This is a genomic window from Granulicatella sp. 572.rep1_STHE (assembly GCF_001073445.1).
GTDB classification, from domain to species: domain Bacteria; phylum Bacillota; class Bacilli; order Lactobacillales; family Aerococcaceae; genus Granulicatella; species Granulicatella adiacens.
In genome coordinates, this window is the sequence record NZ_JVBO01000012.1 from 48412 (window position 1) to 72474 (window position 24063).

Here is a 24063-nt window from a genome sequence, read left to right on the forward strand (position 1 = left end):
GCGCAAATTCCATTGATGAGATAAATCGAGGGAATCAAATTTTTTATCAAACCATTCTTCTTCAATTTCTAGTTCGATGAAATATTTTAGCATTTCTTGGAGGGGTTGATAACTTTCGATACTATTATTGATTTTGTTTGTTTTAAAGTAATGGAAAGTCAGTTCTTCATGAATCTTTTCAAGAAAGACAGGATCCCCGTTTTTTTCTGGGGAAATTTTGTTGACGATTACTTTTGTAAGACTATCTGTTAATAAGGGGAGAAGTGTACAAAAGCCAATGATAGAGTGTTTCATAAATCTTTGTTCTGCTTCACTTTTATCATCTGTTATTGCTGAATGATTATAATCTAATATAAAAACTTCACCTAGTAATTTTAGACATTGGTTTAGTGCACTTACAAAGTCTGTAAATATTCCTAGATTAAGATAAATCGTCTCTTCATTTTGGTAGATGGTTGGGAAAGGATTTGGACCAAAATTAATAAGGATGCTTTGTTTCGAGATAACGGATTGTGCAATACGGATAATATCGTATAACACAGACATCGTTTCCTCTTTACTCAAATGTAAATGTTGAATTGGAATGTATTCGCTTGGAAAGGTTTCTATATAATCTCTATATAAACGTAAAAATGAAGCTTTACTTTCTTTAATATGCTGATAATAAAATTCAGTAAGTTCTACTCCATATATGGATTTGAGAACATCCATATATTTGACTTCATTCATGTTTAATTGTTTTTGATATTTTAAATGGAAAAATTCTCTTAGAAGATTGAGGTGAGGGAATAAATTAATGATGCTTTCTCCACGAAGTCCTTTAATCCACAGTGCGGTTAATGTGTACAAAGCTTCAGAATAAGGCTTATGAAAACAGTGAGTAGAAAACTGATGGCGTAGATAATAGTCATTCAATTTTTGAAACTGCTTTTGTTGCTGGATAGAAAGAGTATGAGAAAAATCTTCAAAATGATGGATTAAAAAAGTAGCTTCACTAGAACAAATTAAATACTCAATAATTTCTTCAAATGCCTTATTATAAGGATTAGGATCTGGAGAAAATAAATTATAGAAAAAATAATGTTTTTGTTGTTGCTCCTCAAGCAATTCAATTTGTTTCACTAACAAACTTAAATCCTGCGTATAACGTTCCATTGTATGACCCTCCCTAAAACGGTTTTTATTTTATTGTAACGTTTTCATTTTTGGGCGTCAATATGAATATTTATCTATTTTTTAGTTAATATTTGTCGAATTTAAGATTTTTAAAATTAACTTGACTTCAAGGAGAGTGTCTTTCATAATGGAGAAAGTTTAAGAGAAGGAGAGGTTTTATGTCTAAAAAAACTAAAGGAACAATTGCAATTACTTTAGCAATCGCAGTGATGGTTCTAATATTTGTTAGTTCTAGTATGTCCTACAAAGATCAATCCTTAGTAGCGACGATTCAAAAAGGATTGCCCTCTCAACCATTTTCAGAATTGCTTTCAAAGATTAAGTTTGAATATGCGGGACAAACGATTAGTATTCCTTCGTTAGGCTATGCTCAATTCGTTGAATTTTTTATTCGTAAAATAACCCATTTTTTAGCTTACTTTTTCATTGGCTACCAATGGACAAGAGGATTAAGTGTTCATGTTCGAAAGAAAGGATTCCCTCAATTTCTAGCTTTCTTTATAACCGTTTTATACGCAATTACTGATGAATTCCATCAAGGAATCACACCTGGAAGAACTCCTTTGATTCAAGATGTGTTTATTGATGCATTAGGTGCGATGTTTGGGGTCGGTTTAGGAACTTTGAAAAAAATTAAATAGAGAGAAAAACGTTGAAGATTTTCTTCAACGTTTTTTTATTTTGAAGGGCTTTTTCATTTCATTTTTCATAGCTCATTATGACTAGTCAAAGAGTGGAGGAAGAGATATGGAAATGAATGAATTAGCCGAGGAAATCTTTAAACAAGCCATTTCCCACCAGTTGGATGATATTCATTTATTGCCCATTGGAGAGGAGTATGTATTTTATCTAAGAGATGTTAATGGTTTAAAAGAACTAAGGAAAGTTTCAACGAAAATCGCTGAACAGTTTATTTCATATTTGAAATACCAAGCTGGGATGGATGTTGGGGAGAGAAGACGACCTCAAAGTGGGTCACTGACTTTTGAATTCTCAGTTCATCAAAGCATTGAGTTACGATTATCTATTATTACCAATTTTAAGCAAAAAGAATCAATGGTCATTAGACTGTTACATCGTTCCAAAAAAGAGAATGCTTCTATCCAATCGACAACCTACTTTCCAAAGGATTGGAGATTATTAGAACAGTTTCTGAGATATAAAAGTGGATTAATTCTATTTTCGGGTCCTGTTAGTTCTGGAAAAACAAGTACGATGTATTCCTTACTTAGAGGAAGAATGAATGAAAAGACGTTACAGGTCATTACAATGGAAGATCCAGTCGAATATCATGAACCTATGTTTCTTCAAACGGAAATTAATGAAAAAGCTGGGATTACTTATGAACTTTTAATTAAAAGCTGTTTAAGACATCATCCAGATATTCTTCTCATTGGGGAAATTAGAGATGAAATGACCGCAAAGATGGCTATTCGAGCTGCCTTAACAGGTCATCTAATTTTAGCGACGGTGCATGCTAAAGATTGTAATGGTGTCATCTCTAGACTAATAGAACTTGGAGTTAGTAAGACGATGTTAGAACAAACGATTATTGCAATTTGTTCACAGCGTTTACTTCCAAGATACTGCGCTCTGTGTCAGCAAGAATGCCAAATTTATTGTAATCACTTAGCGAACGGAGAAAAAAGAGGAACGGTTTTTGAAATTGAAACGAATCGTAACATTTCGAACTTTTTAAACAAGAATCAGTTCGAAAGAGACGAAGAAAGGATTCATCCTTTTAATAAGGTGCTAAGAAAGGCTTATGCATTGGGATATATTACTGAAAAAACTTACGAAACCTATCAAATTATCTAAGAAATGGAAAGAGGACATACAAGCTAGATTCATGCTTCAATTGTCTCATTTATTGCAAGAAGGGTTTAGTTTAGACGAATCCTTAAAATTTTTAGAGTATTTATTTGATGCACAGAAAAGTCAGATAGAACAGATGAGAAAATTGTTGAGTGAAGGACATCGGTTTGATCAATGTTTAAGAGAGGTTGGCTTTTCAGAAACTCATACTTCTCAAATTTATTTATCGATGCAATTTGGAAGCTTCGAGACAGCTTGTGATTCTATTGGAGATTTTTTAATCCGTAAGCTAAAGCAAAAGAAAAAAATGCATCAAACAATGATTTATCCAGCCTTTCTTTTTATCTTTGTGATTGGGATGATTCTTTGTATCCGAGTATTATTACTCGATCAATTAGGAAGTATGATTCAAGAGGAACAATTAAAGCAGAGTGGATTTCTATATTGGATATGGCTAGGGTTCCAAAATTTACCGCAAATTTCACTCGTTATTCTTGGGGTTGGAATGATTCTCTCTTTTCTTATTTATTCTTTTTGGAAACAAAAGGATTCGTATCATCAATTTCTAAGTCTGATTCATTTCCCGATTGTTGGACAGAGTGTTCAACAATATGTCACTTTTTTGTATGCAAGAGAATTTTCTTATTTTTTAGGGAATGGGCAATCTCTTCTAACTATGGTTACGGAAATGAAGAAGGACGGAACGAGTAACCTTTCAAAAATTCTTGCTGAAAAAATTGAACAAGAACTAGTCCGAGGAGAATCTTTCTCGGGTGCGCTTGAGAAAATAGGACTATTTCGAAAAGAATTTATTTGGCTTGTATTAGAAGGAGAGAAGACTAGACAGTTGGATGTTCAACTAAAGGTATACGCAGATCAAATGCTTGAAGAATTTTCCAAAGGAATCGAAAAGAAAATCAAATGGATACAACCGATACTCCTGATGGGAATTGGGTTTCTCATCGTTTCCATGTATCTCATCTTATTACTACCGACATTAACAATGATTGGAGGAAATTAAAATGAAAATGAAAACAAAGAAAAAAGGTTTCACATTAATCGAATTGCTCGTGTGTCTTTTTATTATTGGCTTGATGATGCTACTGATTATTCCGAATATTGCGCAACAAAGAAAGACTGCACAAGAGAAAGCTGACGAAGCAATTGTGAATGTAGTCAAGACTCAACAACAATCGTATATGCTGCAAAATAATACAAAAGAAGTTCCGACGGTAGAAGAATTGCTTAACAAAAAGTATATTGATCAAAAACAAATGGAAGCTTATAAAAAGGTAGATCCTAAGCTTATCACGCCTGATGCTCAATAATTATGAAGAAAAGAGCATTTACACTCGTTGAATGCTTAATTGCGCTTGGCATTGCTTGCTTTTTACTTATACTGACACCACCTTTGATTAGTCGTTCCTATGTAAATTGGAAGGAAGAAGTATTTCTTAGAGAGTTTGAGCAAGTGATGGATACAGCACAGATTACAGCTATTTCAACGGGCAAAGGTTCATTTGTGACAGTTTCGGGTGGCCTAGTGGAATTAAATTGTCATGGAGCTAGAGAATTGGATAAGAAGATTCGTTTTCCAGATACAATGAAGAGTTATTCAATTCAAACGTATAGTTTCAAACCTTATAGTGGGAATGTTAGTCAGTTCTCATCCGTGACTTTTGATGGCCAGAATCGCAGATACACTTATGTTTTTCAATTAGGGGAGGCTAAGTATCATGTTGAAATTACCGACAAGTAGAGGATATGTATTGCTGGAAGCGTTAATAGGGCTGATGGTTTTATCGGTTATTGTCTCCTTAATTAGTTTTACGGTAGGGCAACTGTACCGCCGGCAACAACTAAAAGGATGCTTTTTGGATGCAGCATCGACACAGCTAATGGATTTACAAGCTAGCGCTACTTATCCTATAGCTATAGATAAATTACCAAATGAAGAGTTTCAAAAGATGAAAAAAGTTACACTAGAAAAGCTAAATTCAACAGGCTCGCCAACAATAGTAACAGTATCTTGTGGAGAACATAAGGAGGTGTTCCACATCAATGCAATTACCGAGAAAAAGGTCCGGATTTCTTCTCATTGAACACCTCTTGGCTCTTGTCATTATCTCTATTAGTTTAGTGGCATTTATGGGACTGTGCACAGCGTTTTTAAAAATCAAAGATCGACTCAATGTTCCTGATGATATTAAATGGCATGTAGCAGTACAACAGATGAATTATAATTATGCTGGATATAGACTGAAGTCATTTAACGGCTACAATCCTTATATTGCATATTTTGAAAACATGACATCTGAGAAAACAGAGGTGATTACATTAGTTTCTAGTTGGAGGGACGGAGGGAAAATTTATAAAGGATCAGGAGGAAGTGGAGGACACCAACCATTTCTCTACGGCATTCGCTCCTTATCCATTCAAAGAAATGGTAACAGATTACTTATGTCACCAACTCTGAATCAAGGGAATACTTTTCGATTAAATTTTGCACCAAAGAATCGTGTTATTTACATCAAAGTGAAAGAGGTAAAGGAAAAGAAAAATGATAAACCCTAAAAGAAAAGGAACATTACTTTTTCAGTTTTTAGCACTCCTTGCTATTGCTAGTTTCCTCATCATTGCTCTATTAAAAATTCATGCCCATAACACTCTTGAATATCGCCTTCTAGAAGATGGGTATCGAATGGATTTATTGCTCGAGATGGCGAGTCAAACAGTGCGTCAAAGGCTTTCTTTTAAAGGGGATGAAATGACTTTTCCGGATAATATTCAATTTTCTAATGGCACAGTGAGGGTAGAATGGAACGAGAAAGCACATCAATTTATATTAAAGGCATACCTTCCAAATGGCCACACGAAAGAAGATACACTAATTATTCAGTTTGTAAAATAAACCAAACGCTAGATAGCAACTTCTTTTGTTTTTTTCATTTTCAAGATATGGTATACTTTTCAATGAGAAAATGAAAAGATGGTGAAATGATGACACAAACAATCGGAGAAATTTTAAAAAGTGCAAGGCAATTAAAAGGATACACTCTTGATGACTTGCAACAAATTACAAAAATTCAAAAACGTTATTTAATTGCAATTGAAGATAATGATTTTGACTTGATGCCAGGTGCTTTTTATACACGTGCGTTCATTAAACAGATTGCGGACACAGTTGGTTTAGACGGTGCAGCTTTATTAGAAGAACATGCATCAGAAATTCCACAAGCAACTGTTAAAACAACGACTTCTACAGCTATTTCGGCTTCAGTAACAAGTAATCGTACACGTTTAAATAAGAATAAGAGTAAATGGTCTTCAATATCAGATACTTTAAAGAATTATTTCCCTACAATTTTATTGGGAATGTTCATAGTAGCGATTATTTTTGCAATTGGACAAGCGGTTTTAAACACTCGTAGTCAAAGAAATAATCAGGTTACCACACAAGTAACGACTCAGCAAAGTGCTGTACAAGAAACCACGGTTGCTACTACAACAACAAAAGCTCCCGAAGTTACTAGTGTCAATTACTCATACGCGAATGGGAATGCTTTATACTATACTGCTCAAGTAAGTAAATTCCCTCTAGAGGTTAAAGTGTTGAACCAAGCAAGAACCGATCTTTGGGCTCAAATCTCTGCAGATGGAACAGTTGTCGCTGATGGAGTACCAAGTACTGGGCAAACAGTTTCTGGTTCTATTCCAGAAGGAACAACTACCATTCGAATGGATTTTGGTTATACACCTTTAGGAACGATTACCGTTGGAGGAGTTGAACTAAAAATTCCAGAAGGTTCAACTGCAAATAGAATTTATATTACAGTACAATAGGAGAAACTCAGTGAATTTACCAAATAAATTAACCGTAATGAGAATTTTCATGATCCCGGTATTTATCGTTCTCATGAGTTTGCCAAGTGAAGCGTTCGGTACGATGAATCTTTTAGGTTCACAAATTAATGTTGTACACTTCTTGGCAATGATTATTTTCGCGGTAGCTAGTTTTACAGATTATCTTGATGGCTATTTAGCACGCAAATACAAATTAGTAACAAACTTTGGGAAGTTTGCAGATCCTTTAGCAGATAAAATGTTAGTGATGACGGCTTTCATCATGCTTGTTTCTTTTCATTTAGCCCCAGCATGGGTGGTTAGTATCATTGTCTGTCGTGAATTAGCAGTAACTGGTCTACGACTATTATTAGTAAGCGACGGAGAAGTTATGGCTGCAGCATGGCCAGGAAAAGTGAAAACTGCTACTCAAATGTTGGCGATTATTTTTCTGTTGACGGATGATTTGTTCTTTAAGCCAATTGGCGTTCCAATTGGACAAATCTTATTATATAGTTGTTTAGTATTTACAATCTATTCAGGTTTGGATTATTTTGTAAAGAATCGACATGTATTTGCGGATTCATTTACTAAAACAGAATAACAAATGAAGCCTGAAACATTATTGTTTTGGGCTTTATATTTTTACGAAAAAGAGTGTAAGGAAGGCGAAAAAATGAATGCGGAAATTATAGCAGTCGGAACTGAACTACTTATGGGTCAAATTGTAAATACGAATAGCGCGTATTTAGCTCAAGAATTGGCGAAAAATTCGATTCCAACTTACTATCAACAAGTAGTTGGCGATAATGAAGAAAGAATGGTTGAAGCGATTGAATTGGCTGCTTCAAGAAGTGATTTGATTATTCTCTCTGGCGGACTTGGGCCAACAACAGATGATATTACCAAGCAAGTATTGGCGCGCTTTTTAGAAGTGCCCCTAGTTGAAGATAAAAAAGCTCTTCAAAAAGTGATTGAGTTTCATGTGCGTTCTCATAGGGATATGAGTGAAAATAATCGTAGACAGGCATTAGCCTTTGAAGGTGGAACGGTTTTTAAAAATCATAACGGACTTGCAGTAGGGTGCGGTTTTGAAAAAGATGGCCGACAATTCATTGTTTTACCTGGACCACCAAATGAATTGAAAATGATGATGCAAAAAGAAGTGTTGCCTTTCTTACGTAAGAAAGTGGGCAAAGTGGATTTATTTGAATCACGTTACTTACGCTTCTTTGGAATTGGAGAATCACGCTTAGTAACCATTTTAGAAAATCTAATTGAAGAACAAACAAATCCGACGATTGCACCATATGCTGGTAAATTTGAAGTAATGCTTCGTTTAACGGCCAATGGTGAAACAGAAGAAGAGTGCAGAGATCTTCTTGATGGAATGGAACTACTTATCCAATCGCAAGTAGGAGAATTTTTCTATGGATACGGGGACCACAATACATTACAAGAAGTCACTGTTGATTTACTAAAAGAATCAGGTCTTACGATTGCTTGCGCTGAAAGTTTAACGGGTGGATTGTTTGCAGCAAGTGTCGTTGCCTTTGAAGGAAGCTCATCCTACTTCCAAGGAGGAACAGTCGCTTATCAAAGAGAAGCGAAAGAAACGCAACTAGGAATCGATAGTACCTTGCTGGATCAATACGGAATGGTTAGTGCAGAATGTGCCAAGGCCATGGCGGAACAAGCAAGACTCCATTATCAAAGTGATTTAGGCATTTCATTTACGGGAGTTGCAGGGCCAAGTGAAATGGAAGGAAAAGAAGTCGGAACGATTTTCGTCGCATTAGCTTCTCAATCAGACGTAGAAGTTCTTGAATTACACCTTGCACGTAATCGTAACGATAATCGTGAATTCGCAGTACAACATGGATGGAATTTACTCAGAAAATATTTTTTAAAACAAGTTCGAACAAAATAAGAACAAATGTTCGCATATTGCTTGCGCATAGAATAGAACATAGTGTACAATATGTTTGACTTAAAATTCGTGGAGGAATTAAAACATGGCAGAAAATGAAAATCGTCAAAGAGCATTGGAAGATGCGTTAAAGAAAATTGAAAAGAGCTACGGTAAAGGTGCCGTAATGAAATTAGGAGAAAAAGTAGATACACAAATCCAAACAGTATCTTCAGGGTCTCTTGCATTAGATATCGCATTAGGCGTAGGTGGGTTCCCACGTGGACGTATCATCGAAGTATACGGACCAGAATCATCAGGTAAAACAACTGTTGCACTTCATGCGGTTGCAGAAGTTCAAAAACGTGGTGGAGTAGCAGCGTTTATCGATGCTGAGCATGCTCTAGATCCAGAATACGCAAAAGCTTTAGGCGTAAACATTGATGAATTACTATTATCTCAACCAGATACAGGGGAACAAGGATTAGGAATTGCAGATGCGTTAGTATCATCAGGAGCCGTTGACATTGTGATCGTTGACTCAGTTGCTGCGTTAGTTCCACGTGCCGAAATCGATGGCGACATGGGACAATCACACGTAGGTCTGCAAGCTCGTTTAATGTCTCAAGCACTACGTAAGTTATCAGGTTCTATTAACAAAACAAAAACAATCGCAATCTTTATCAACCAAATCCGTGAAAAAGTAGGCGTTATGTTCGGAAATCCTGAGACAACACCTGGTGGACGTGCGTTAAAATTCTACGCGACAGTTCGTTTAGAAGTACGTCGTGCTGATCAAATCAAACAAGGTACTGAAATCTTAGGGAACCAAACTAAAATCAAAGTTGTTAAAAACAAAGTGGCTCCACCATTTAAAACAGCTGTTGTGGATATCATGTACGGAGAAGGGATTTCTCAACTTGGGGAATTACTCGATATGGCTGCAGACCTTGACTTCGTGAAGAAGAGTGGTGCATGGTACGCTTATAACGACGAGAAGATTGGTCAAGGTCGTGAGAATGCAAAAGCATACTTGGCAGACCATCCAGAAGTCGTTGCCGACTTGAACCAAAAAGTTCGTGCTCACTATGGCATTGGAGTAGCAGCTCCTGTTGAAGTGGAAGAAGAAGGACAAACAAGTTTATTAGACTAATCAAATCAATAGAAAGAATCGGGCTAAAGGGCTCGGTTCTTTTTTATGCAAAGTTTAGTAACTGCTTAAGGTTTCATAAGAATGCTAGCAATTTACTTTAAAATAATGTACTCTTATGGTTGGTATAATTTAAGAAAGAGGATTTATCAATATATGTTTAAAAGAAAGCCTTATGTAGGCCTAAGTGATAAAATTCGAAATCAGAAGAATTCGCAACAAATTCTCTTGGAAAGTTCATCTTGGTTAACGATTGGGAATATCGTCTCAAGATTACTTGGAGCTCTTTATATCATTCCTTGGGGAATGTGGATGGGTGCAGATAGGGATAATGCGAATTACTTATATTTTATCGCCTATAATATTTATGCATTAGTACTACAAATATCAACAGCAGGGATTCCAGTGGCGATTTCTAAAATCGTAGCGGATAACCAAGCGAGAAGAGATTATAAAACGAGCTGGCGATTGTTCAAAGGAACGATGCTCTTTATGACGTTCTTAGGGTTTGTATTTGCGGCAGGAATGTATTTTGCAGCGCCACTTTTTGCAAAAGGAGCTACTCCTGAAGAGATTGCTGATAGTATTTTGGTCATCCGTTCGTTAACGCCTGCGGTACTCATTATTCCACCGCTTAGCTTAATGCGTGGATACTATCAAGGGTACAACGAAATGGCTGCTTCTGCGAAATCTCAATTATGGGAACAAGTAGTGCGTATCTTGTATATGTTAGGATTAACGTATTTTGTGATGCGTGTTATCAACGGTGGATTCGTGATCGCTGTAGCACATTCTACATTTGCGGCCTTTGTCGGAGCGGTCATTGCGTTCTTATACTTAGCTTATAAGATGTTACGCGACCATAAAGGCATGATGGAATTAATGGAAGAGGGTCGTCCTGAACGTCCATTAAGTTTCTGGAAGATTATTCTGGAAGTAATGCGGGAGGCGTTACCTTTCGTATTAGTGACTTCAAGTATTCAAATCATCAGTTTGATTGACCAAGAAACCTTCCAACGTTTTGTGCCAATCTTTACAACTTATTCTTTTGAAGAAGGAAAAGAACTCATCACCTTATTTGGATTTAATGCGAATAAAATTATTATGATCGTGATTTCGCTAGCGATGAGTATTTCGACAGCGGCACTGCCACTGCTTGCGGCACATTATTCTGTGAATGATCGTGAAGAAGTTAAACGCGTCATAGCGAATAACCTTGGATTATTTGCGTATATTATGATTCCAGCTTCTGTCGGGATGGCGATTGTATCGGAACCAATTTATAATGTGTTCTATTCACCAGACCCAACTGGAACGTATTTATTAATCGTCTCATGCGTTATGTGTGTGTTCTTAGGATTATTTGTAACGTTCACATACATCTTACAATCGATGGAGCAACATATCATCGCCATTAAAGCTTTAGGATTTACAGTGATTATTAAATTGCTATGGCAACCAATGATGATGTACTTCCTTGGCGGAGCAGGTCCGTTAATTGCGAGTTCCGTTGCGTTCTTTGTAGCTACACTGTATATGTGTCGCCACGTTCTTCGATTGACTCGATTCGATTTGAATTACGTATTGAAGAAATTTGGCCAAGTGCTTCTTGCGTCTTTTACAATGGGCGTGACTTCTGCGATTACATTATTTGCAATTAAACAAGTCATGCCAATTGGTGGAAAAGTACGTGCTTTAATTGCAGTTGCTGTAGTTGGTCTTGTCGGAGTAGCGACATACGGACTGATTACGCTGAAGAATCGATTAGCAGATGAAATGCTTGGCGCTCGTGTCGGTGGCATTCGTCGTAAATTGAGGATGAAATAATGAGATTAGATAAATGTTTAGCAGATTGTGGCCTTGGAACTCGTTCCGAGGTCAAATCTTTATTAAAGGCAAAACGAATTACCGTTAATGGGAAAGTCGTAACGAATGGGAAAGTTCAAGTGAATCCTGAAACGGATGTGATTTTATTCGATGGTGAAAAGATTCAGTATGAAGAATTTGTCTATATTATGATGAATAAACCTAAAGGAGTCGTCAGTGCCACAGAAGATAATCTTCATAAAACGGTTCTGGATTTAATCGATCCGCTCTATTTTAAAAAAGGGGTTTTTCCGGTAGGTCGTTTGGATATCGATACACACGGATTATTACTTTTGACAAATGATGGAGAATTGGCACACCGTCTTCTTTCGCCGAAGAAACACGTCACAAAAATCTATCAAGCAAGAGTCGAAGGGTTGATGACTCCTGAAGATGCCGCTGCTTTTGAGAGGGGCATTGTGTTATCGGATGGGACGGAGTGCATGCCTGCACGTTTGGATATTCTTTCAACGACGCAGGATGAATCGGTTGTTCAGATTCACCTGAAAGAGGGAAAATTCCATCAGGTGAAACGAATGGTCAAAGCTTGTGGGAAAACCGTTGTAGATTTAGAGCGACTCACGATGGGGCCACTCAAGCTAGATGAGCGTCTCGCGTTAGGAGAGAGCAGACCATTAACTGAAGAAGAACTACAATTATTAATGAACAATGAATAATGAAAGCTTAGGAGAAATCCTAAGCTTTTATTTGTTTTAGAAAGTGTTTAACCGCTTTTCATCGCTTTGTAAAAATGGTAAGATAAGACTATTGAATCTACTTGATAGAGATTGGAGCGATTGGATGACAATTGATTGGAAAAAAGAAGTAGAACTTCGTAAAGAAGATTTATTAAAAGATTTATTTACATTATTACGTATTGACAGTGTACGTGATGATTTAAAAGCGACAGAGGAAGCGCCTGTAGGTCCTGGGCCTAAAGAAGCACTAGAAGCTTTCTTGGCAATCGGTGAACGTGATGGTTTCACAACAAAACAAGTTGGTAACTTAGCAGGGCATATCGAATTTGCACCAAATCCTGACTTTAAAGAAACTCTTGGAGTTTTAGGTCACGTGGACGTTGTTCCAGTGGGGACAGGATGGGAGACAGATCCGTTTGAACCACAAATCATCAATGATCGTATTTATGCACGTGGATCAAGTGATGATAAAGGACCAAGTATGGCAGCTTATTACGCGCTAAAAATCATTAAGGAATTAGGATTACCAGTTTCTAGACGTGTTCGTTTCATTATCGGAACAGACGAAGAATCCGGTTGGAAATGTATGGATCGTTACTTCCAAACAGAAGAAATGCCAGATTTTGGTTTCTCGCCAGATGCAACATTCCCAATTATTAACGGGGAAAAAGGAATTCTGTCATTACACTATGATATTCCAGGTGAAGCATCAGAAGGGGATTACCAATTACTAAGCTTCGATGCAGGCTTACGTGAAAACATGGTTCCTCAAGATGCGCATGCGGAAATTATTGTGCCAAATGAAAACGAAGTGGTGGACCGCTTCTTTGCATATGTTGCTGCAAATCCTATTGAAGGAACTGCTCAAGTTTTGGACGGGAAAGTAGTTCTTGATGTGGTTGGTAAATCAGCGCACGGTTCAACTCCGGATAAAGGTATCAACGCCGGAACACACTTAGCGAAATTCTTAAACCAATTTAACTTCAAAGGCAATGCGAAGAAATATTTAGCATTTGCCGCTGAAGTATTACATGAAGATACAGAAGGTAAAAACTTAAAAGTGGCTTATAACCATGAAGTGATGGGACCATTAACAGCTAATGCCGGAATCTTCACTTATACTCCAGAATTAGGTGGGGTAGCTGTAGTAAACTTCCGTTATCCACTAGGGGTCACTGCTGAAGGTCTTGAAATTAAGACAGAAGTAGTTGCTTCAGGATATGGCTTCACAGTTGCTCACGGTAAAGCACAAGTGCCTCACTATGTATCTCCAGAAGATGAGTTAGTGTCAACCTTATTAGAGGTATATCACCGTCAAACGGGATTACCTGCACATGAACAATCAATCGGTGGTGGTACATACGGACGTATCTTCGAACGTGGTGTAGCGTATGGAGCGCTATTCCCAGACTCAATCGATACAATGCACCAAGCAAATGAATTCTTCGCTTTAGAGGATTTATTCAGATCTACAGCGATTTATGCAGAAGCGATTTACGAATTAATTAAGTAAAATTTTTGGGAAAGGTGGATGATTTTCATCCACCTTTTCTTTTTGCATTAGAATTACAAAAAATCCCGTGATTTCTTAAAAGTTCTTTGCTATTCGTTTGTAAAACGTGCTATACTACTAATGATATTATGTGTGAAAACTGTAAATTATTCATTTTTGGAGGCTAAAGCATGGGATTTATAATCTTTCTAGTGCTGATTGTAGTACTAGGTGCTGCATTATATGGAACAGCAATCTATTTAACAAGAAAACAAAATAAAGTGATTGAGGAATTATCTGAGAAAAAAGATAAATTAATGGCAGTGCCAATTGCGGATACTTTCTATACTTTGAAGAATCTAAATCTAACAGGTCAAACAAAGAGAACATACGAAACATGGCAAGCGACTTGGCAAACAATCACACGTTTTAGATTTCCTGAAATTGAAGCTGCTCTAGTAAGCGCAGAACAATATATTCAAAAATTAAACTTCTTTAAGGGGAGACAAGTTACTCAACAAGCTGAGAACTTAATTGAAGAAACAAAAGCGGAAGTTGATAAAATTTATTCAGCATTACAAAAATTATTAGATAGTGAGAAGCAAAATAGAGCTGAGTTAGATTTATTACAAGAACGCTATGCTTCAATGAGAAAAGATTTATTAGCACATAGCTTTTCATTTGGAGAAGCCTTAGAGACTTTAGAAAAACGTTTAGCATACTTAGAGTTAGACTTCGCGAAGTTTAATACTTTAACAAATGAAGGAGACCACTTAGAAGCTAAGGAAGTACTTGGACGTATTGAGAAAGAGATGAAAGAATTTGAATCCATCGTGGAACAAGTTCCTCAACTCTTAAAAGAAATCGATACTGTCTATAATGAGCAAGTAGAAGATTTAAAACAAGGCTACAAGAGAATGGTTGAAGAGCATTATCAATTCTCGAAGATTTCTATTCCTGATGAAATTGAGAGCATTGAAAAAACGATTCAAGTGGCCCGTAACCATATTGCTGCTACAGAATTAGAGGAAGCTCGTCAACAATTAGATAAAGTGGCTCGTGAAATCGATCAACTTTACGATGTGATGGAAGCGGAAATTGAAGCACGTGAATTTGTATACCGAAACAAAGCGCAAGTTGAAAAACGATTGAACCAAGTATTACAAAGCAACCGTTATGTGAATATCGAGGTTGATCGTGTATCACAAAATTATATTTTATCGAATAATGAGTTTGTTCGTGTTCAAGAATTTGCTGAACAATTAGAAAAAGAACAAGAAGCTATTCAATACTACAGCAAGGCGATGGAAAATCATCAAGTGCCTTACTCAGTTGTTAAAGAACATTACGAACTCGTCCTTGATAAATTAAATAGTATTGATGAAGATCAAACGGATTTAGTAAATACTTTATCTGATTTACGTAGCCAAGAAAAAGCGATTCGTGACGGATTAGATGTCTTCGAATTAGACTTACGTAATATGAAACGTACGATTGAGAAGTACCACTTACCAGGTCTTCCAAAAGAATACTTAGAATTGTTCTTTGCAACAAGCAATCGTATTGAGCAATTATGGCAAAAGATGAATCGTGTGAAGTTAGATATGAGTGAAATTAATGCTGCAAATAATGTGATTGAAGAGGATGTTGAAAAATTAGATATCCTTACAGAGCAAATTGTGGACAACGCTCAATTAACGGAGTATATGATACAACATGCCAACCGTTATCGTTTATCACATCCTGAAATCGAAACTGCAATTGGTCGTGCACTTGACCTATTCAACCACACATTCAAATACGATGAATCATTACAAATTATTGAGTCAGCGTTAGAACAAGTAGAACCAGGTGCTGGTAACCGTGTCCGTCAAAACTATCAATCAGAAAAGAATAATAGTTTATTCTTCTAATAGATAAATGATTAAGCCACGTGAGTGAAAGCTCACGTGGCTTTTTTGTATTTTTTTGAATCATCGTATCATAATCAAGTTTTATGTGTGGAAAATCTATATTTTTAATATTCTTCCAGAAGTATACTAAAGTTACAAATGAAGGAGGGATTTTATGGATTTTGTATTATGGGGGAGCGTATTTTTAGCAGGCTTATTCTCGTTTTTTTCTCCATGCGTGCTACCGCTGTTTCCAGTCTATTTTGGTGTTTTAATGAGTGAACAGGACGGACCTCGCCTGAAGATTGGGAGATTAGAGATATATTGGAAGCCAATGATTCGCACAGTCATCTTTATTGCTGGCATTTCAACAGTCTTTTTCTTCTTAGGATTTGCGGCAACTGCATTAGGAAGTCTGATTTACAATCCTTGGTTTAATATCACACTGGGAGTCATGATTGTGCTATTAGGCTTGCACCAAATGGAACTGTTCCATCTACTATTTTTACAAAAACAAAAAACAGTTCAGTTTGAAGTAAAAGATAAAAAATCGCTATGGAGTAGTTACTTATTAGGACTCAGTTTCAGCTTCGGATGGACACCTTGTGTGGGACCAGTACTAAGTGCCGTCTTAACGCTTATCTCCACTCAACAAGCCAGTATCACCTATGGGATTTTCTTACTTTGCTTATATATATTAGGTTTAGCCATTCCGTTTTTAATCTTATCAGCTGCTTCAACCGTAGCGTTTAAATGGTTTAACCTTGCAAAAAAACGATTATTATTACTAAAAAAAATCGGAGGACTCGTGATTGTTATTATGGGAGCATCAATTATCTTTTCTCAACTGTCACAAGTTTTCCATTAAAAATTAGGAGGAATGAAAATGAAAACAAAATTGATGATTGCATTATTTAGTACATTGCTTTTAGGAGCTTGTCAAAATTCACAAATGGGTATGGATACAAAAGACATGAAAGAAACCACTGAAATGATGAGCTCTATGAGTGGTGAAAAAATGGATAAAATGGATAACATGAGTTCAAAAGATGAAAAAATGGACAAAAAGATGGGAGAAATGGACGATATGACACAGTCTACCTTTACAACATTAGATGGGAAAGAAGTTTCACTAGCAGATTATAAAGGGAAAAAAGTTTATTTGAAGTTTTGGGCTTCATGGTGTCCAATCTGTTTAGCTGGACTTGCTGATATTAATCAATTAGCGGACATGCCTCCCAAAGATGCAGTCGTTCTGACTGTTATTGCACCAGGTGTGAATCGTGAAAAAAATTTAGACGACTTTAAAGAATGGTTTTCTGGGTTGGACTATAAAACACTTCCAGTTTTAGTAGATAATAATGGCCAGTTTTTAAAAAAATTAGGAATCGTTGGGTACCCATCTTCAGCTTTTATTGATGCAAATGGGAAAGTGGTAAGAGTTCAACCAGGTCACGTAACGAATGAAGATATCGTGAAGACTTTAGAAACACTCTAGAAGAGGAGAAAGCAGAATGGATAAAAAACTAATGATTTCAGTCTTTGCCTTCATTATTTTATTAGCGGGAGCTTTGTATTTTGGTAAAGGCAATACAGTAGTCAGTTCTTCTGAATCAGAATCGATTTCAAAAAAGGTCACGAATCTGATTGAAAAAGAAGAAAACAAATCCAATACCAAAAAGGAGGCAACAAATATGAAAGAAATTTATTTGGCAGGAGGCTGCTTTTGGGGGCTTGAGGAATATTTTTCAAGAATTAATGGGGTAATTGATGTTGTTAGTGGTTACGCCAATGGGAATGTAGAAACAACCAATTATCAACTTATTCATAGTACAGACCATGCTGAGACAATTCATGTAACTTATGATGCGGATAAAGTTTCCCTAAGAGAATTATTATTCTATTACTTTAGAGTGATTGATCCTTTTTCAGTGAATAAACAAGGAAATGATGTAGGCCGCCAATATCGTACAGGAATTTATTATACAGATGAAGCCGATAGTAAGATTATACAGGAGGTCATGAAAGAAAAAGAAGAACAATTAGGAAAAAAATTAGCAGTTGAAACGGAAAAACTACGCCATTTCGTAGTTGCTGAAGACTACCATCAAGATTACTTAAAGAAACATCCAAATGGATATTGTCACATTGATGTGAAAAAAGCAAATGATCCAGTTATTGATGCGAATATGTATCCACTTCCTGATGAGGAGACTTTAAAGAAAACATTGACAAAGGAACAATATGCTGTAACTAGAGAAAATCGTACAGAATTAGCATTTTCAAATCAATATTGGAATAATCATGAAAAAGGAATCTATGTAGATGTAGCGACAGGAGAACCACTATTTTCTTCACGAGACAAATTTGATTCTGGATGTGGATGGCCAAGTTTCACGAAACCAATCTCTTCAGAAGTAGTTACTTATCATGAAGATAATAGTTTTAATATGAAACGAGTTGAGGTAAGAAGTCGTATTGCAAATTCTCATTTAGGCCACGTGTTTGAAGATGGCCCTAGTGATAAAGGCGGACTACGATTCTGTATTAATAGTGCTTCCATTAAGTTTATTCCTCTGGATGAAATGGATTCTAAAGGATATGGTTATTTGAAAGACTTTGTTAAATAGAAATAGATGCTTTAGAGGAGAGGGGTTAATGATGGGAATTTCTCTCTTTTAAAGCATTTTTTATGCAAAACTCACTCGAAAAAGTTTTATGAAAGAGTATAATGGAAACAGGAGGGGATTTTATGTATTCAATCTTGATTGTAGAAGATGAACCGGTTATCCGAAAAGGGATTGCTTCTCTTGTTGATTTTGAAAGTTTGGGGATATCAGGCGTTCTAGAGGCCGAAAATGGGGAACAGGCGATAGCAATGATTCAAGAGCAGGCGCCAGATATTTTGATGACGGATATTAATATGCCAAAAATGGATGGAATTACTTTGGCTCAATTAGCAAGAGCTGAATTTCCACAATTAAGAATTATCTTTTTAACAGGATATGATTATGTGGATTACTTGCTATCAGCAGTTAAATTAGGGGTCGATGATTATATTCTAAAGCCTGTTACCAAAACAGAAATTGAATCCTTGCTTATAAAAGTTGTCTCAAAATTGAATGAAGAAGAAAAACAAAGAAGACTATTAGAATTAGCCAGTAAGAATACCAGTCAATCTGAATCTGTTCACTTTGAGAAATTGATTTTAGAGAAATTATCTAATCCGGAATTATCTCTAGTAGAACTGGCAAAACAATTAGGATTTAGTTCGAATTATTTAAGTATGCTTATAAAGAAAGAACTTGGTAAGTCTTTCCAAGAATATGTAACAGAGCAGCGCATTCAAATGGCGAAAAGACTTTTATTATCTACCGATATGAAAATTTATGAGATAGCAGAAGCCGTAGGGATTGAAGATATGAATTATTTTTCCTACCGATTCAAATCAATAGTGGGAGTTACTCCAAAAAAATTTAGAAACGGAGCTAATGTATGAGAAAAAAGTCTTTAGCAACACGTTTATTTGGATATCTGAGTTTAATGCTATGTGTACTTGTAGTCATCATTGGTAGCTTCTATTGGGTTCAAAGTAGTGAACTGTTTCATAGAGAAGTGGAAGAGCATACGATTCATGAGATAGATACGAGTGCAAAATATATTGAGCAATATGTTAGTAATTTAAAATCAACCTCAATAGCATTAGCGCAATCAAAAGAAATTCAAACCTATGCCCAAAACGACCATGCAAACAACAAGGATACAATTCATCAGTTGTTTGATACTATTTTAAAGAGTCATCCAGACTTTATAGCCATCCTGTTTGTGACAAAGGATGGTAGAATTTTAAAGACTGGCATGGACGAAGAGATGGTAACATCTACAGATATGATGGCGCAAGAATGGTATAAAGAAGCTATCCTAAAATCAAACACGCCTATTATCAAATCGACGAAGAATAATAGTAATCAAGTTGTTATTTCTATTAGTCAGGAAATAAAAGGAGAAGATGGACAACATCTTGGTGTGATTCGTTTAGATGTAGATTATCAAGAATTAGAAAAGTATGTTAAAGAACTTTCTTTAGGAACAAATGGATATGCTTTTGTCATTGAAAAAGATGGCACAATTATTTATCATCCGGATTCTGAAGTGTTCGAGTCGGTAGAAAAACAAATGTCTGTTCAAGATATCTCCAATAGTCCGATGGATTCGATGGTTTCTGAAGATTACTTTGTTCATAAGAGTACCATTGGAAACGGTGATTGGGTCTTAGTTGGGGTAAGCTCGTTTAGTAGTTTTAAAGAGACGTCGTTCAAATTGCTTGCGATTGTGAGTGCTGTTGGGATTGTTAGTTTAATGATTTGTATGTTTGGAATTTATGCTCTGATGCGTTATCAACTGCTTCCTGTAAAACAATTAGGCCAGGTCATGAAGAAAGTTGAAGAGGGAGACACTACGATTCGAGCACAGGAGAACGGTGCGCAGGAATTCCAAGTGTTGGCTGCTAGTTTCAATCAAATGTTAGAAAAAATTGAAAAACTCATGCAGGATGAAAAGGAACAAGAAGCACTGACCAGAGTTTATGAATTAAAGGCATTAACGAGTCAAATTAATCCGCATTTTCTATATAATACTTTGGAGACTATTATTTGGATGGCTGAATTTCAAGACCATAAAAAAGTAGTAGAAATTACAAAAGCACTCTCTAATTATTTTAGACTTTCGCTGAATGCGGGAAATGAATTAGTAACATTACAACAAGAAATAGAGCATGTACGACAATATTTATTTATTCAAAAGGAAAGATATGGCGATAAGTTAAATTATCGAATCGATTTTTCAGAAGAAATTCCTCCGATTATGATTCCAAAAATTGTTATTCAGCCTCTCGTAGAAAATGCAATCTATCATGGAATTAAAGAAATCGATAGACCAGGGCAAATTGATATTACACTTCTAAAGATTGATGAATGGATTGAAATTTGCATTGCCGATAATGGCGTCGGAATGAGTGGGAAAGAAACTTCATCAAAACAGCTTGGTGGTATTGGAATTAAGAATGTCACTGAACGATTGAAACTATTTTTTGGGGAAGCATTTACGATGACGATTGACTCAAAACCAAATGAGTATACAAAAGTCTATTTACGCATTCTGATAAAAAGGCAACAAGACTTGCAATAGTTGACAAAACTAGACGCTTTTCGTATACTTCTAAAGGTAAGCAGTCGGATTGAGATTTTACCTATTAGAGAGGCTTGTCTGGTGAAAATAGCCATCAAAATCGTGCTCCCGATTGAAAACTTTGTAGAAATACAAACGCCCTTCCAGCGTTATCGGAATTAGAGATGAATGAACAGCTGTTTCATTGTAAGCAAGGTGGTACCGCGGTAGGACGCCCTTGCAGCAATGGAGCAGTTTTTTTATTTACAAAATGAAGGAGAATGAAGATGAAAAAATTATCAAGTAGCGAAATTCGTCAAATGTACCTTGATTTCTTCCAAGAAAAAGGACATAAGGTGCATCCAAGTGCGAGCTTAATTCCTGTAAACGATCCAACATTATTATGGATTAACTCAGGGGTTGCCACTCTTAAAAAATACTTCGATGGAACAGAAACACCAGAAGTTCCACGTATTACCAATGCTCAAAAGAGTATTCGTACAAACGATATTGAAAACGTAGGACACACAGCTCGTCACCATACATTATTCGAAATGATGGGGAACTTCTCAATTGGAGATTACTTCAAAGAAGAAGTAATTCCATGGGCATGGGAATTCTTAACAAGTGAAAAATGGTTAGGTCTTGATCCAGACCGCCTATACGTAACTTATTATCCAAAAGATCCAGAAACAAAAGCATTGTGGATGGATAAAGTTGGTCTTCCTGAAGATCACATCATTCCAGTAGAAGATAACTTCTGGGATATCGGTGCAGGTCCATGCGGTCCGGATACTGAGATTTTCTACGACCGTGGAGAAAAATATAATAACTTAGCAGAAGATGATCCAGAAAACTATCCTGGTGGAGAAAACGAACGTTACTTAGAAATTTGGAACTTAGTATTCTCTCAATTCAACCATATGCCAGACGGAACTTATCCACCATTACCACATAAGAACGTCGATACGGGGATGGGTCTTGAACGTGTAGTTTCTGTTATCCAAGACACACCAACAAACTTCGAAACAGACTTATTTATGCCAATTATTAAGCAATTAGAAAGCTTAAGCGCTGGTAAGAAATACAATGACTCTAAGGAATTAGATGTTTCATTCAAAGTAATCGCTGACCACATTCGTGCAGTAAGCTTTGCGATTGGGGATGGCGCGCTTCCTTCAAACGAAGGTCGTGGATATATCATCCGTCGTTTAATCCGTCGTTCTGTAATGCACGGACAACGTTTGGGAATTCAAGGTTCATTCTTAACTAAATTAGTTCCAACTGTTGCTCAAATTATGCACAGCTACTATCCTGAAGTTACTGAAAATATGGAATTCATCCAAAAAGTGATTGCAAACGAAGAAAATCGTTTCCAAGAAACAATTCACGATGGTTTAGCAATCTTAGAAACTATTTTTGCCGATATGAAAGCTTCTAATGAAACAACACTTTCTGGCGAAAATGCGTTCAAACTATATGACACTTACGGATTCCCATATGAATTAACATTAGAATACGCTAGCGACAATGGGTTCACAGTCGATGAAGAAGGCTTCCAAGCAGAAATGCAAGCGCAAAAAGATCGTGCGCGTGCTGCTCGTAATACAGAAACATCAATGAACGTACAATCTGCAGTATTACGTGATATCACTGTAGAGAGTGAATTCGTTGGATATGCTTCAACAACTGAAGAAGGCGTGTTAAAAGCGATTGTTGTGGATGATGAATTAGTTGAATCTGCACATAAAGATGCTCATGCTCAATTAGTATTCGACCGTACACCTTTCTACGCTGAAATGGGTGGACAATTAGCAGACCACGGTACAATCCAAGATGCAAACGGTACCGTTGTAGCGAATGTCTTACAAGTGAAGAAAGCTCCTAACGGACAACCATTACACACAGTTGAAGTGTTAGGCGACTTACAAGTAAACGCAACTTACACATTAGTGGTTGATGCTTCTGAACGTGCGAAAATCATTAAAAACCACACAGCAACTCACTTATTACACCAAGCATTAAAAGATGTTCTAGGAACTCACGCAAACCAAGCTGGTTCTCTTGTAACACCAACTGGTTTACGTTTCGACTTCAGTCACTTCGGACAAGTTACTTCTGAAGAATTAGCTGAAATGGAACGTATTGTAAATGAGAAAATCTGGGCTGGGTTAGAAGTGGTTACGATTGAAACTACACTAGAAGATGCGAAAAGCCGTGGGGCAATGGCACTCTTTGGTGAAAAATACGGTAAATTAGTTCGTATGGTAAACATTGGCGACTGGTCAATCGAACTTTGTGGTGGTATCCACGTTGGAAACACTCAAGAAATCGGATTGTTCAAGATTGTTTCTGAATCTGGTATCGGTGCCGGTGTTCGTCGTATTGAAGCTGTTACAAGTAAAGAAGCCTTTGACTTATTAAGCCATCACGAAAACTTATTAAAACAAGTGGCTGCTGAAGTCAAAGCAATCCAATTAGATACTGTTGTAGAACGCGTGGCTACTTTAGGTCAAGAATTGAAAGAAGCAAATAGCGAAATTGCGAAGCTAAAAGCTAAAATCATGAAAGCTGAAGTCGCGGATGTCTTCAACAATGTAGAAGAGGTGAACGGAACTTCATTCATTACCGTTTCTCTAGAAAATAAAGAAATGGATGAATTACGTCAATTAGCAGATACTTGGAGACAAAAAGGTGCGAGTGATATCTTCGTAGTAGGTACTGCTTCTGCGGATAAAGCCAATCTTTTAGTAGCCGTATCTAAAGATGCTAATGCAAAAGGATTAAAAGCAGGCGATATCATTAAGGCGATTGCTCCAGCTATTCAAGGTGGAGGCGGAGGCCGTCCTGATATGGCTCAAGCAGGTGGTAAGAACCCTGCAGGTATTCCACAAGCATTCGAATTGCTTAAAGAATATTTAGCTAAATAAGGCCAAAATTTGGAAACCTTCCTTAAGCTTATGAATGAGTTTTAAGGAAGGTTTTTATTGTGATAGCAAAGGAAAGGCTTTCTAAAAGTTTAAGAATCGGTAAGTATCGATTGTAGTTTTACTGAA

At 36.5% G+C, this 24063-nt stretch carries 23 protein-coding genes; 22 read left to right on the forward strand and 1 reads right to left on the reverse strand.

The window, feature by feature from the left end:
• The coding region (locus tag ADH99_RS01605) for a hypothetical protein (protein ID WP_049555918.1) at positions 1-1155 on the reverse strand (1155 nt) is incomplete at its 3' end.
• A gap of 179 nt (positions 1156-1334) precedes the next feature.
• On the opposite strand from ADH99_RS01605, the gene ADH99_RS01610 reads away from it, so the two are divergent.
• The 22 genes from ADH99_RS01610 to alaS all read left to right on the forward strand — a co-directional run bounded on the left by ADH99_RS01610 (position 1335) and on the right by alaS (position 23937).
• Entirely contained in the window at positions 1335-1817 is a 483-nt protein-coding gene (locus tag ADH99_RS01610) for a VanZ family protein (protein ID WP_049554721.1), read from the forward strand.
• A gap of 106 nt (positions 1818-1923) precedes the next feature.
• On the forward strand, positions 1924-2994 hold the full coding sequence (gene comGA / locus ADH99_RS01615) for a competence type IV pilus ATPase ComGA (RefSeq protein ID WP_049554720.1): 1071 nt from the start codon (positions 1924-1926) through the stop codon (positions 2992-2994).
• A 31-nt stretch (positions 2995-3025) separates the two neighbouring features.
• A complete protein-coding gene (comGB, locus tag ADH99_RS01620; RefSeq protein ID WP_160313159.1) occupies positions 3026-4012 on the forward strand; it encodes a competence type IV pilus assembly protein ComGB in 987 nt (328 codons plus the stop codon).
• A gap of 1 nt (position 4013) precedes the next feature.
• Positions 4014-4319, forward strand: a complete 306-nt coding sequence (gene comGC, locus ADH99_RS01625) for a competence type IV pilus major pilin ComGC (protein ID WP_065427295.1) — start codon at positions 4014-4016, stop codon at positions 4317-4319.
• Between the two features lie 2 nt (positions 4320-4321).
• Complete coding sequence (gene comGD / locus ADH99_RS01630; RefSeq protein WP_049554718.1) at positions 4322-4750, forward strand: competence type IV pilus minor pilin ComGD; 429 nt, start codon at positions 4322-4324, stop codon at positions 4748-4750.
• Entirely contained in the window at positions 4728-5093 is a 366-nt protein-coding gene (locus tag ADH99_RS01635) for a hypothetical protein (RefSeq protein WP_049554717.1), read from the forward strand. Before comGD ends, ADH99_RS01635 begins: the two co-directional genes overlap by 23 nt.
• Positions 5053-5565, forward strand: a complete 513-nt coding sequence (locus ADH99_RS01640; RefSeq protein WP_049554716.1) for a type II secretion system protein — start codon at positions 5053-5055, stop codon at positions 5563-5565. The genes ADH99_RS01635 and ADH99_RS01640 overlap by 41 nt, the downstream gene beginning before the upstream one ends.
• The gene (locus ADH99_RS01645) at positions 5552-5902 is read left to right on the forward strand and encodes a hypothetical protein (protein ID WP_049554715.1); all 351 of its coding nucleotides are present in this window, start codon (positions 5552-5554) and stop codon (positions 5900-5902) included. Before ADH99_RS01640 ends, ADH99_RS01645 begins: the two co-directional genes overlap by 14 nt.
• An 86-nt stretch (positions 5903-5988) precedes the next feature.
• Positions 5989-6834: a helix-turn-helix domain-containing protein gene (locus ADH99_RS01650; protein ID WP_244266360.1), complete on the forward strand. Its 846-nt coding sequence runs from the start codon at positions 5989-5991 to the stop codon at positions 6832-6834.
• A gap of 10 nt (positions 6835-6844) precedes the next feature.
• Positions 6845-7438 carry a CDP-diacylglycerol--glycerol-3-phosphate 3-phosphatidyltransferase gene (pgsA, locus tag ADH99_RS01655; protein ID WP_039848732.1) on the forward strand — a complete coding sequence of 198 codons (594 nt, stop codon included), beginning with the start codon at positions 6845-6847 and terminating at the stop codon, positions 7436-7438.
• Positions 7439-7510: 72 nt separating this feature from the next.
• Complete coding sequence (locus ADH99_RS01660) at positions 7511-8764, forward strand: competence/damage-inducible protein A (protein WP_049554713.1); 1254 nt, start codon at positions 7511-7513, stop codon at positions 8762-8764.
• 85 nt (positions 8765-8849) lie between these two features.
• Positions 8850-9896: a recombinase RecA gene (gene recA, locus ADH99_RS01665; RefSeq protein ID WP_048712013.1), complete on the forward strand. Its 1047-nt coding sequence runs from the start codon at positions 8850-8852 to the stop codon at positions 9894-9896.
• 153 nt (positions 9897-10049) lie between these two features.
• Entirely contained in the window at positions 10050-11720 is a 1671-nt protein-coding gene (locus ADH99_RS01670) for a putative polysaccharide biosynthesis protein (protein ID WP_065427294.1), read from the forward strand.
• Positions 11720-12436: a pseudouridine synthase gene (locus tag ADH99_RS01675; protein ID WP_049554711.1), complete on the forward strand. Its 717-nt coding sequence runs from the start codon at positions 11720-11722 to the stop codon at positions 12434-12436. The genes ADH99_RS01670 and ADH99_RS01675 overlap by 1 nt, the downstream gene beginning before the upstream one ends.
• A gap of 124 nt (positions 12437-12560) precedes the next feature.
• Complete coding sequence (gene pepV / locus ADH99_RS01680) at positions 12561-13970, forward strand: dipeptidase PepV (RefSeq protein WP_049554710.1); 1410 nt, start codon at positions 12561-12563, stop codon at positions 13968-13970.
• A 170-nt stretch (positions 13971-14140) separates the two neighbouring features.
• Positions 14141-15862, forward strand: a complete 1722-nt coding sequence (locus tag ADH99_RS01685) for a septation ring formation regulator EzrA (protein ID WP_049554709.1) — start codon at positions 14141-14143, stop codon at positions 15860-15862.
• A gap of 154 nt (positions 15863-16016) precedes the next feature.
• Complete coding sequence (locus ADH99_RS01690; protein ID WP_049554708.1) at positions 16017-16709, forward strand: cytochrome c biogenesis CcdA family protein; 693 nt, start codon at positions 16017-16019, stop codon at positions 16707-16709.
• Positions 16710-16727: 18 nt separating this feature from the next.
• Entirely contained in the window at positions 16728-17339 is a 612-nt protein-coding gene (locus tag ADH99_RS01695) for a redoxin family protein (protein WP_049554707.1), read from the forward strand.
• Positions 17340-17355: 16 nt separating this feature from the next.
• A complete protein-coding gene (msrB, locus tag ADH99_RS01700) occupies positions 17356-18471 on the forward strand; it encodes a peptide-methionine (R)-S-oxide reductase MsrB (protein ID WP_049554706.1) in 1116 nt (371 codons plus the stop codon).
• A gap of 122 nt (positions 18472-18593) precedes the next feature.
• Complete coding sequence (locus ADH99_RS01705; protein WP_049554705.1) at positions 18594-19340, forward strand: response regulator transcription factor; 747 nt, start codon at positions 18594-18596, stop codon at positions 19338-19340.
• A complete protein-coding gene (locus ADH99_RS01710; RefSeq protein WP_049554704.1) occupies positions 19337-21028 on the forward strand; it encodes a cache domain-containing sensor histidine kinase in 1692 nt (563 codons plus the stop codon). The genes ADH99_RS01705 and ADH99_RS01710 overlap by 4 nt, the downstream gene beginning before the upstream one ends.
• A gap of 266 nt (positions 21029-21294) precedes the next feature.
• Positions 21295-23937 carry an alanine--tRNA ligase gene (gene alaS / locus ADH99_RS01715; RefSeq protein ID WP_049554703.1) on the forward strand — a complete coding sequence of 881 codons (2643 nt, stop codon included), beginning with the start codon at positions 21295-21297 and terminating at the stop codon, positions 23935-23937.
• Positions 23938-24063: the final 126 nt, after the last annotated feature.

Bases quoted from the DNA above. Each gene is read 5' to 3' on its own strand.
- comGD (WP_049554718.1), top strand. From the start codon at position 4,322: ATGAAGAAAAGAGCATTTACACTCGTTGAATGCTTAATTGCGCTTGGC.
- ADH99_RS01705 (WP_049554705.1), top strand. From the start codon at position 18,594: ATGTATTCAATCTTGATTGTAGAAGATGAACCGGTTATCCGAAAAGGG.
- ADH99_RS01645 (WP_049554715.1), top strand. From the start codon at position 5,552: ATGATAAACCCTAAAAGAAAAGGAACATTACTTTTTCAGTTTTTAGCA.
- recA (WP_048712013.1), top strand. From the start codon at position 8,850: ATGGCAGAAAATGAAAATCGTCAAAGAGCATTGGAAGATGCGTTAAAG.
- ADH99_RS01635 (WP_049554717.1), top strand. From the start codon at position 4,728: ATGTTGAAATTACCGACAAGTAGAGGATATGTATTGCTGGAAGCGTTA.
- ADH99_RS01675 (WP_049554711.1), top strand. From the start codon at position 11,720: ATGAGATTAGATAAATGTTTAGCAGATTGTGGCCTTGGAACTCGTTCC.
- ADH99_RS01695 (WP_049554707.1), top strand. From the start codon at position 16,728: ATGAAAACAAAATTGATGATTGCATTATTTAGTACATTGCTTTTAGGA.
- ADH99_RS01690 (WP_049554708.1), top strand. From the start codon at position 16,017: ATGGATTTTGTATTATGGGGGAGCGTATTTTTAGCAGGCTTATTCTCG.
- ADH99_RS01640 (WP_049554716.1), top strand. From the start codon at position 5,053: ATGCAATTACCGAGAAAAAGGTCCGGATTTCTTCTCATTGAACACCTC.
- msrB (WP_049554706.1), top strand. From the start codon at position 17,356: ATGGATAAAAAACTAATGATTTCAGTCTTTGCCTTCATTATTTTATTA.
- ADH99_RS01660 (WP_049554713.1), top strand. From the start codon at position 7,511: ATGAATGCGGAAATTATAGCAGTCGGAACTGAACTACTTATGGGTCAA.
- comGC (WP_065427295.1), top strand. From the start codon at position 4,014: ATGAAAATGAAAACAAAGAAAAAAGGTTTCACATTAATCGAATTGCTC.
- alaS (WP_049554703.1), top strand. From the start codon at position 21,295: ATGAAAAAATTATCAAGTAGCGAAATTCGTCAAATGTACCTTGATTTC.
- ADH99_RS01710 (WP_049554704.1), top strand. From the start codon at position 19,337: ATGAGAAAAAAGTCTTTAGCAACACGTTTATTTGGATATCTGAGTTTA.
- pepV (WP_049554710.1), top strand. From the start codon at position 12,561: ATGACAATTGATTGGAAAAAAGAAGTAGAACTTCGTAAAGAAGATTTA.
- comGB (WP_160313159.1), top strand. From the start codon at position 3,026: ATGCTTCAATTGTCTCATTTATTGCAAGAAGGGTTTAGTTTAGACGAA.
- ADH99_RS01650 (WP_244266360.1), top strand. From the start codon at position 5,989: ATGATGACACAAACAATCGGAGAAATTTTAAAAAGTGCAAGGCAATTA.
- ADH99_RS01670 (WP_065427294.1), top strand. From the start codon at position 10,050: ATGTTTAAAAGAAAGCCTTATGTAGGCCTAAGTGATAAAATTCGAAAT.
- comGA (WP_049554720.1), top strand. From the start codon at position 1,924: ATGGAAATGAATGAATTAGCCGAGGAAATCTTTAAACAAGCCATTTCC.
- ADH99_RS01685 (WP_049554709.1), top strand. From the start codon at position 14,141: ATGGGATTTATAATCTTTCTAGTGCTGATTGTAGTACTAGGTGCTGCA.
- ADH99_RS01610 (WP_049554721.1), top strand. From the start codon at position 1,335: ATGTCTAAAAAAACTAAAGGAACAATTGCAATTACTTTAGCAATCGCA.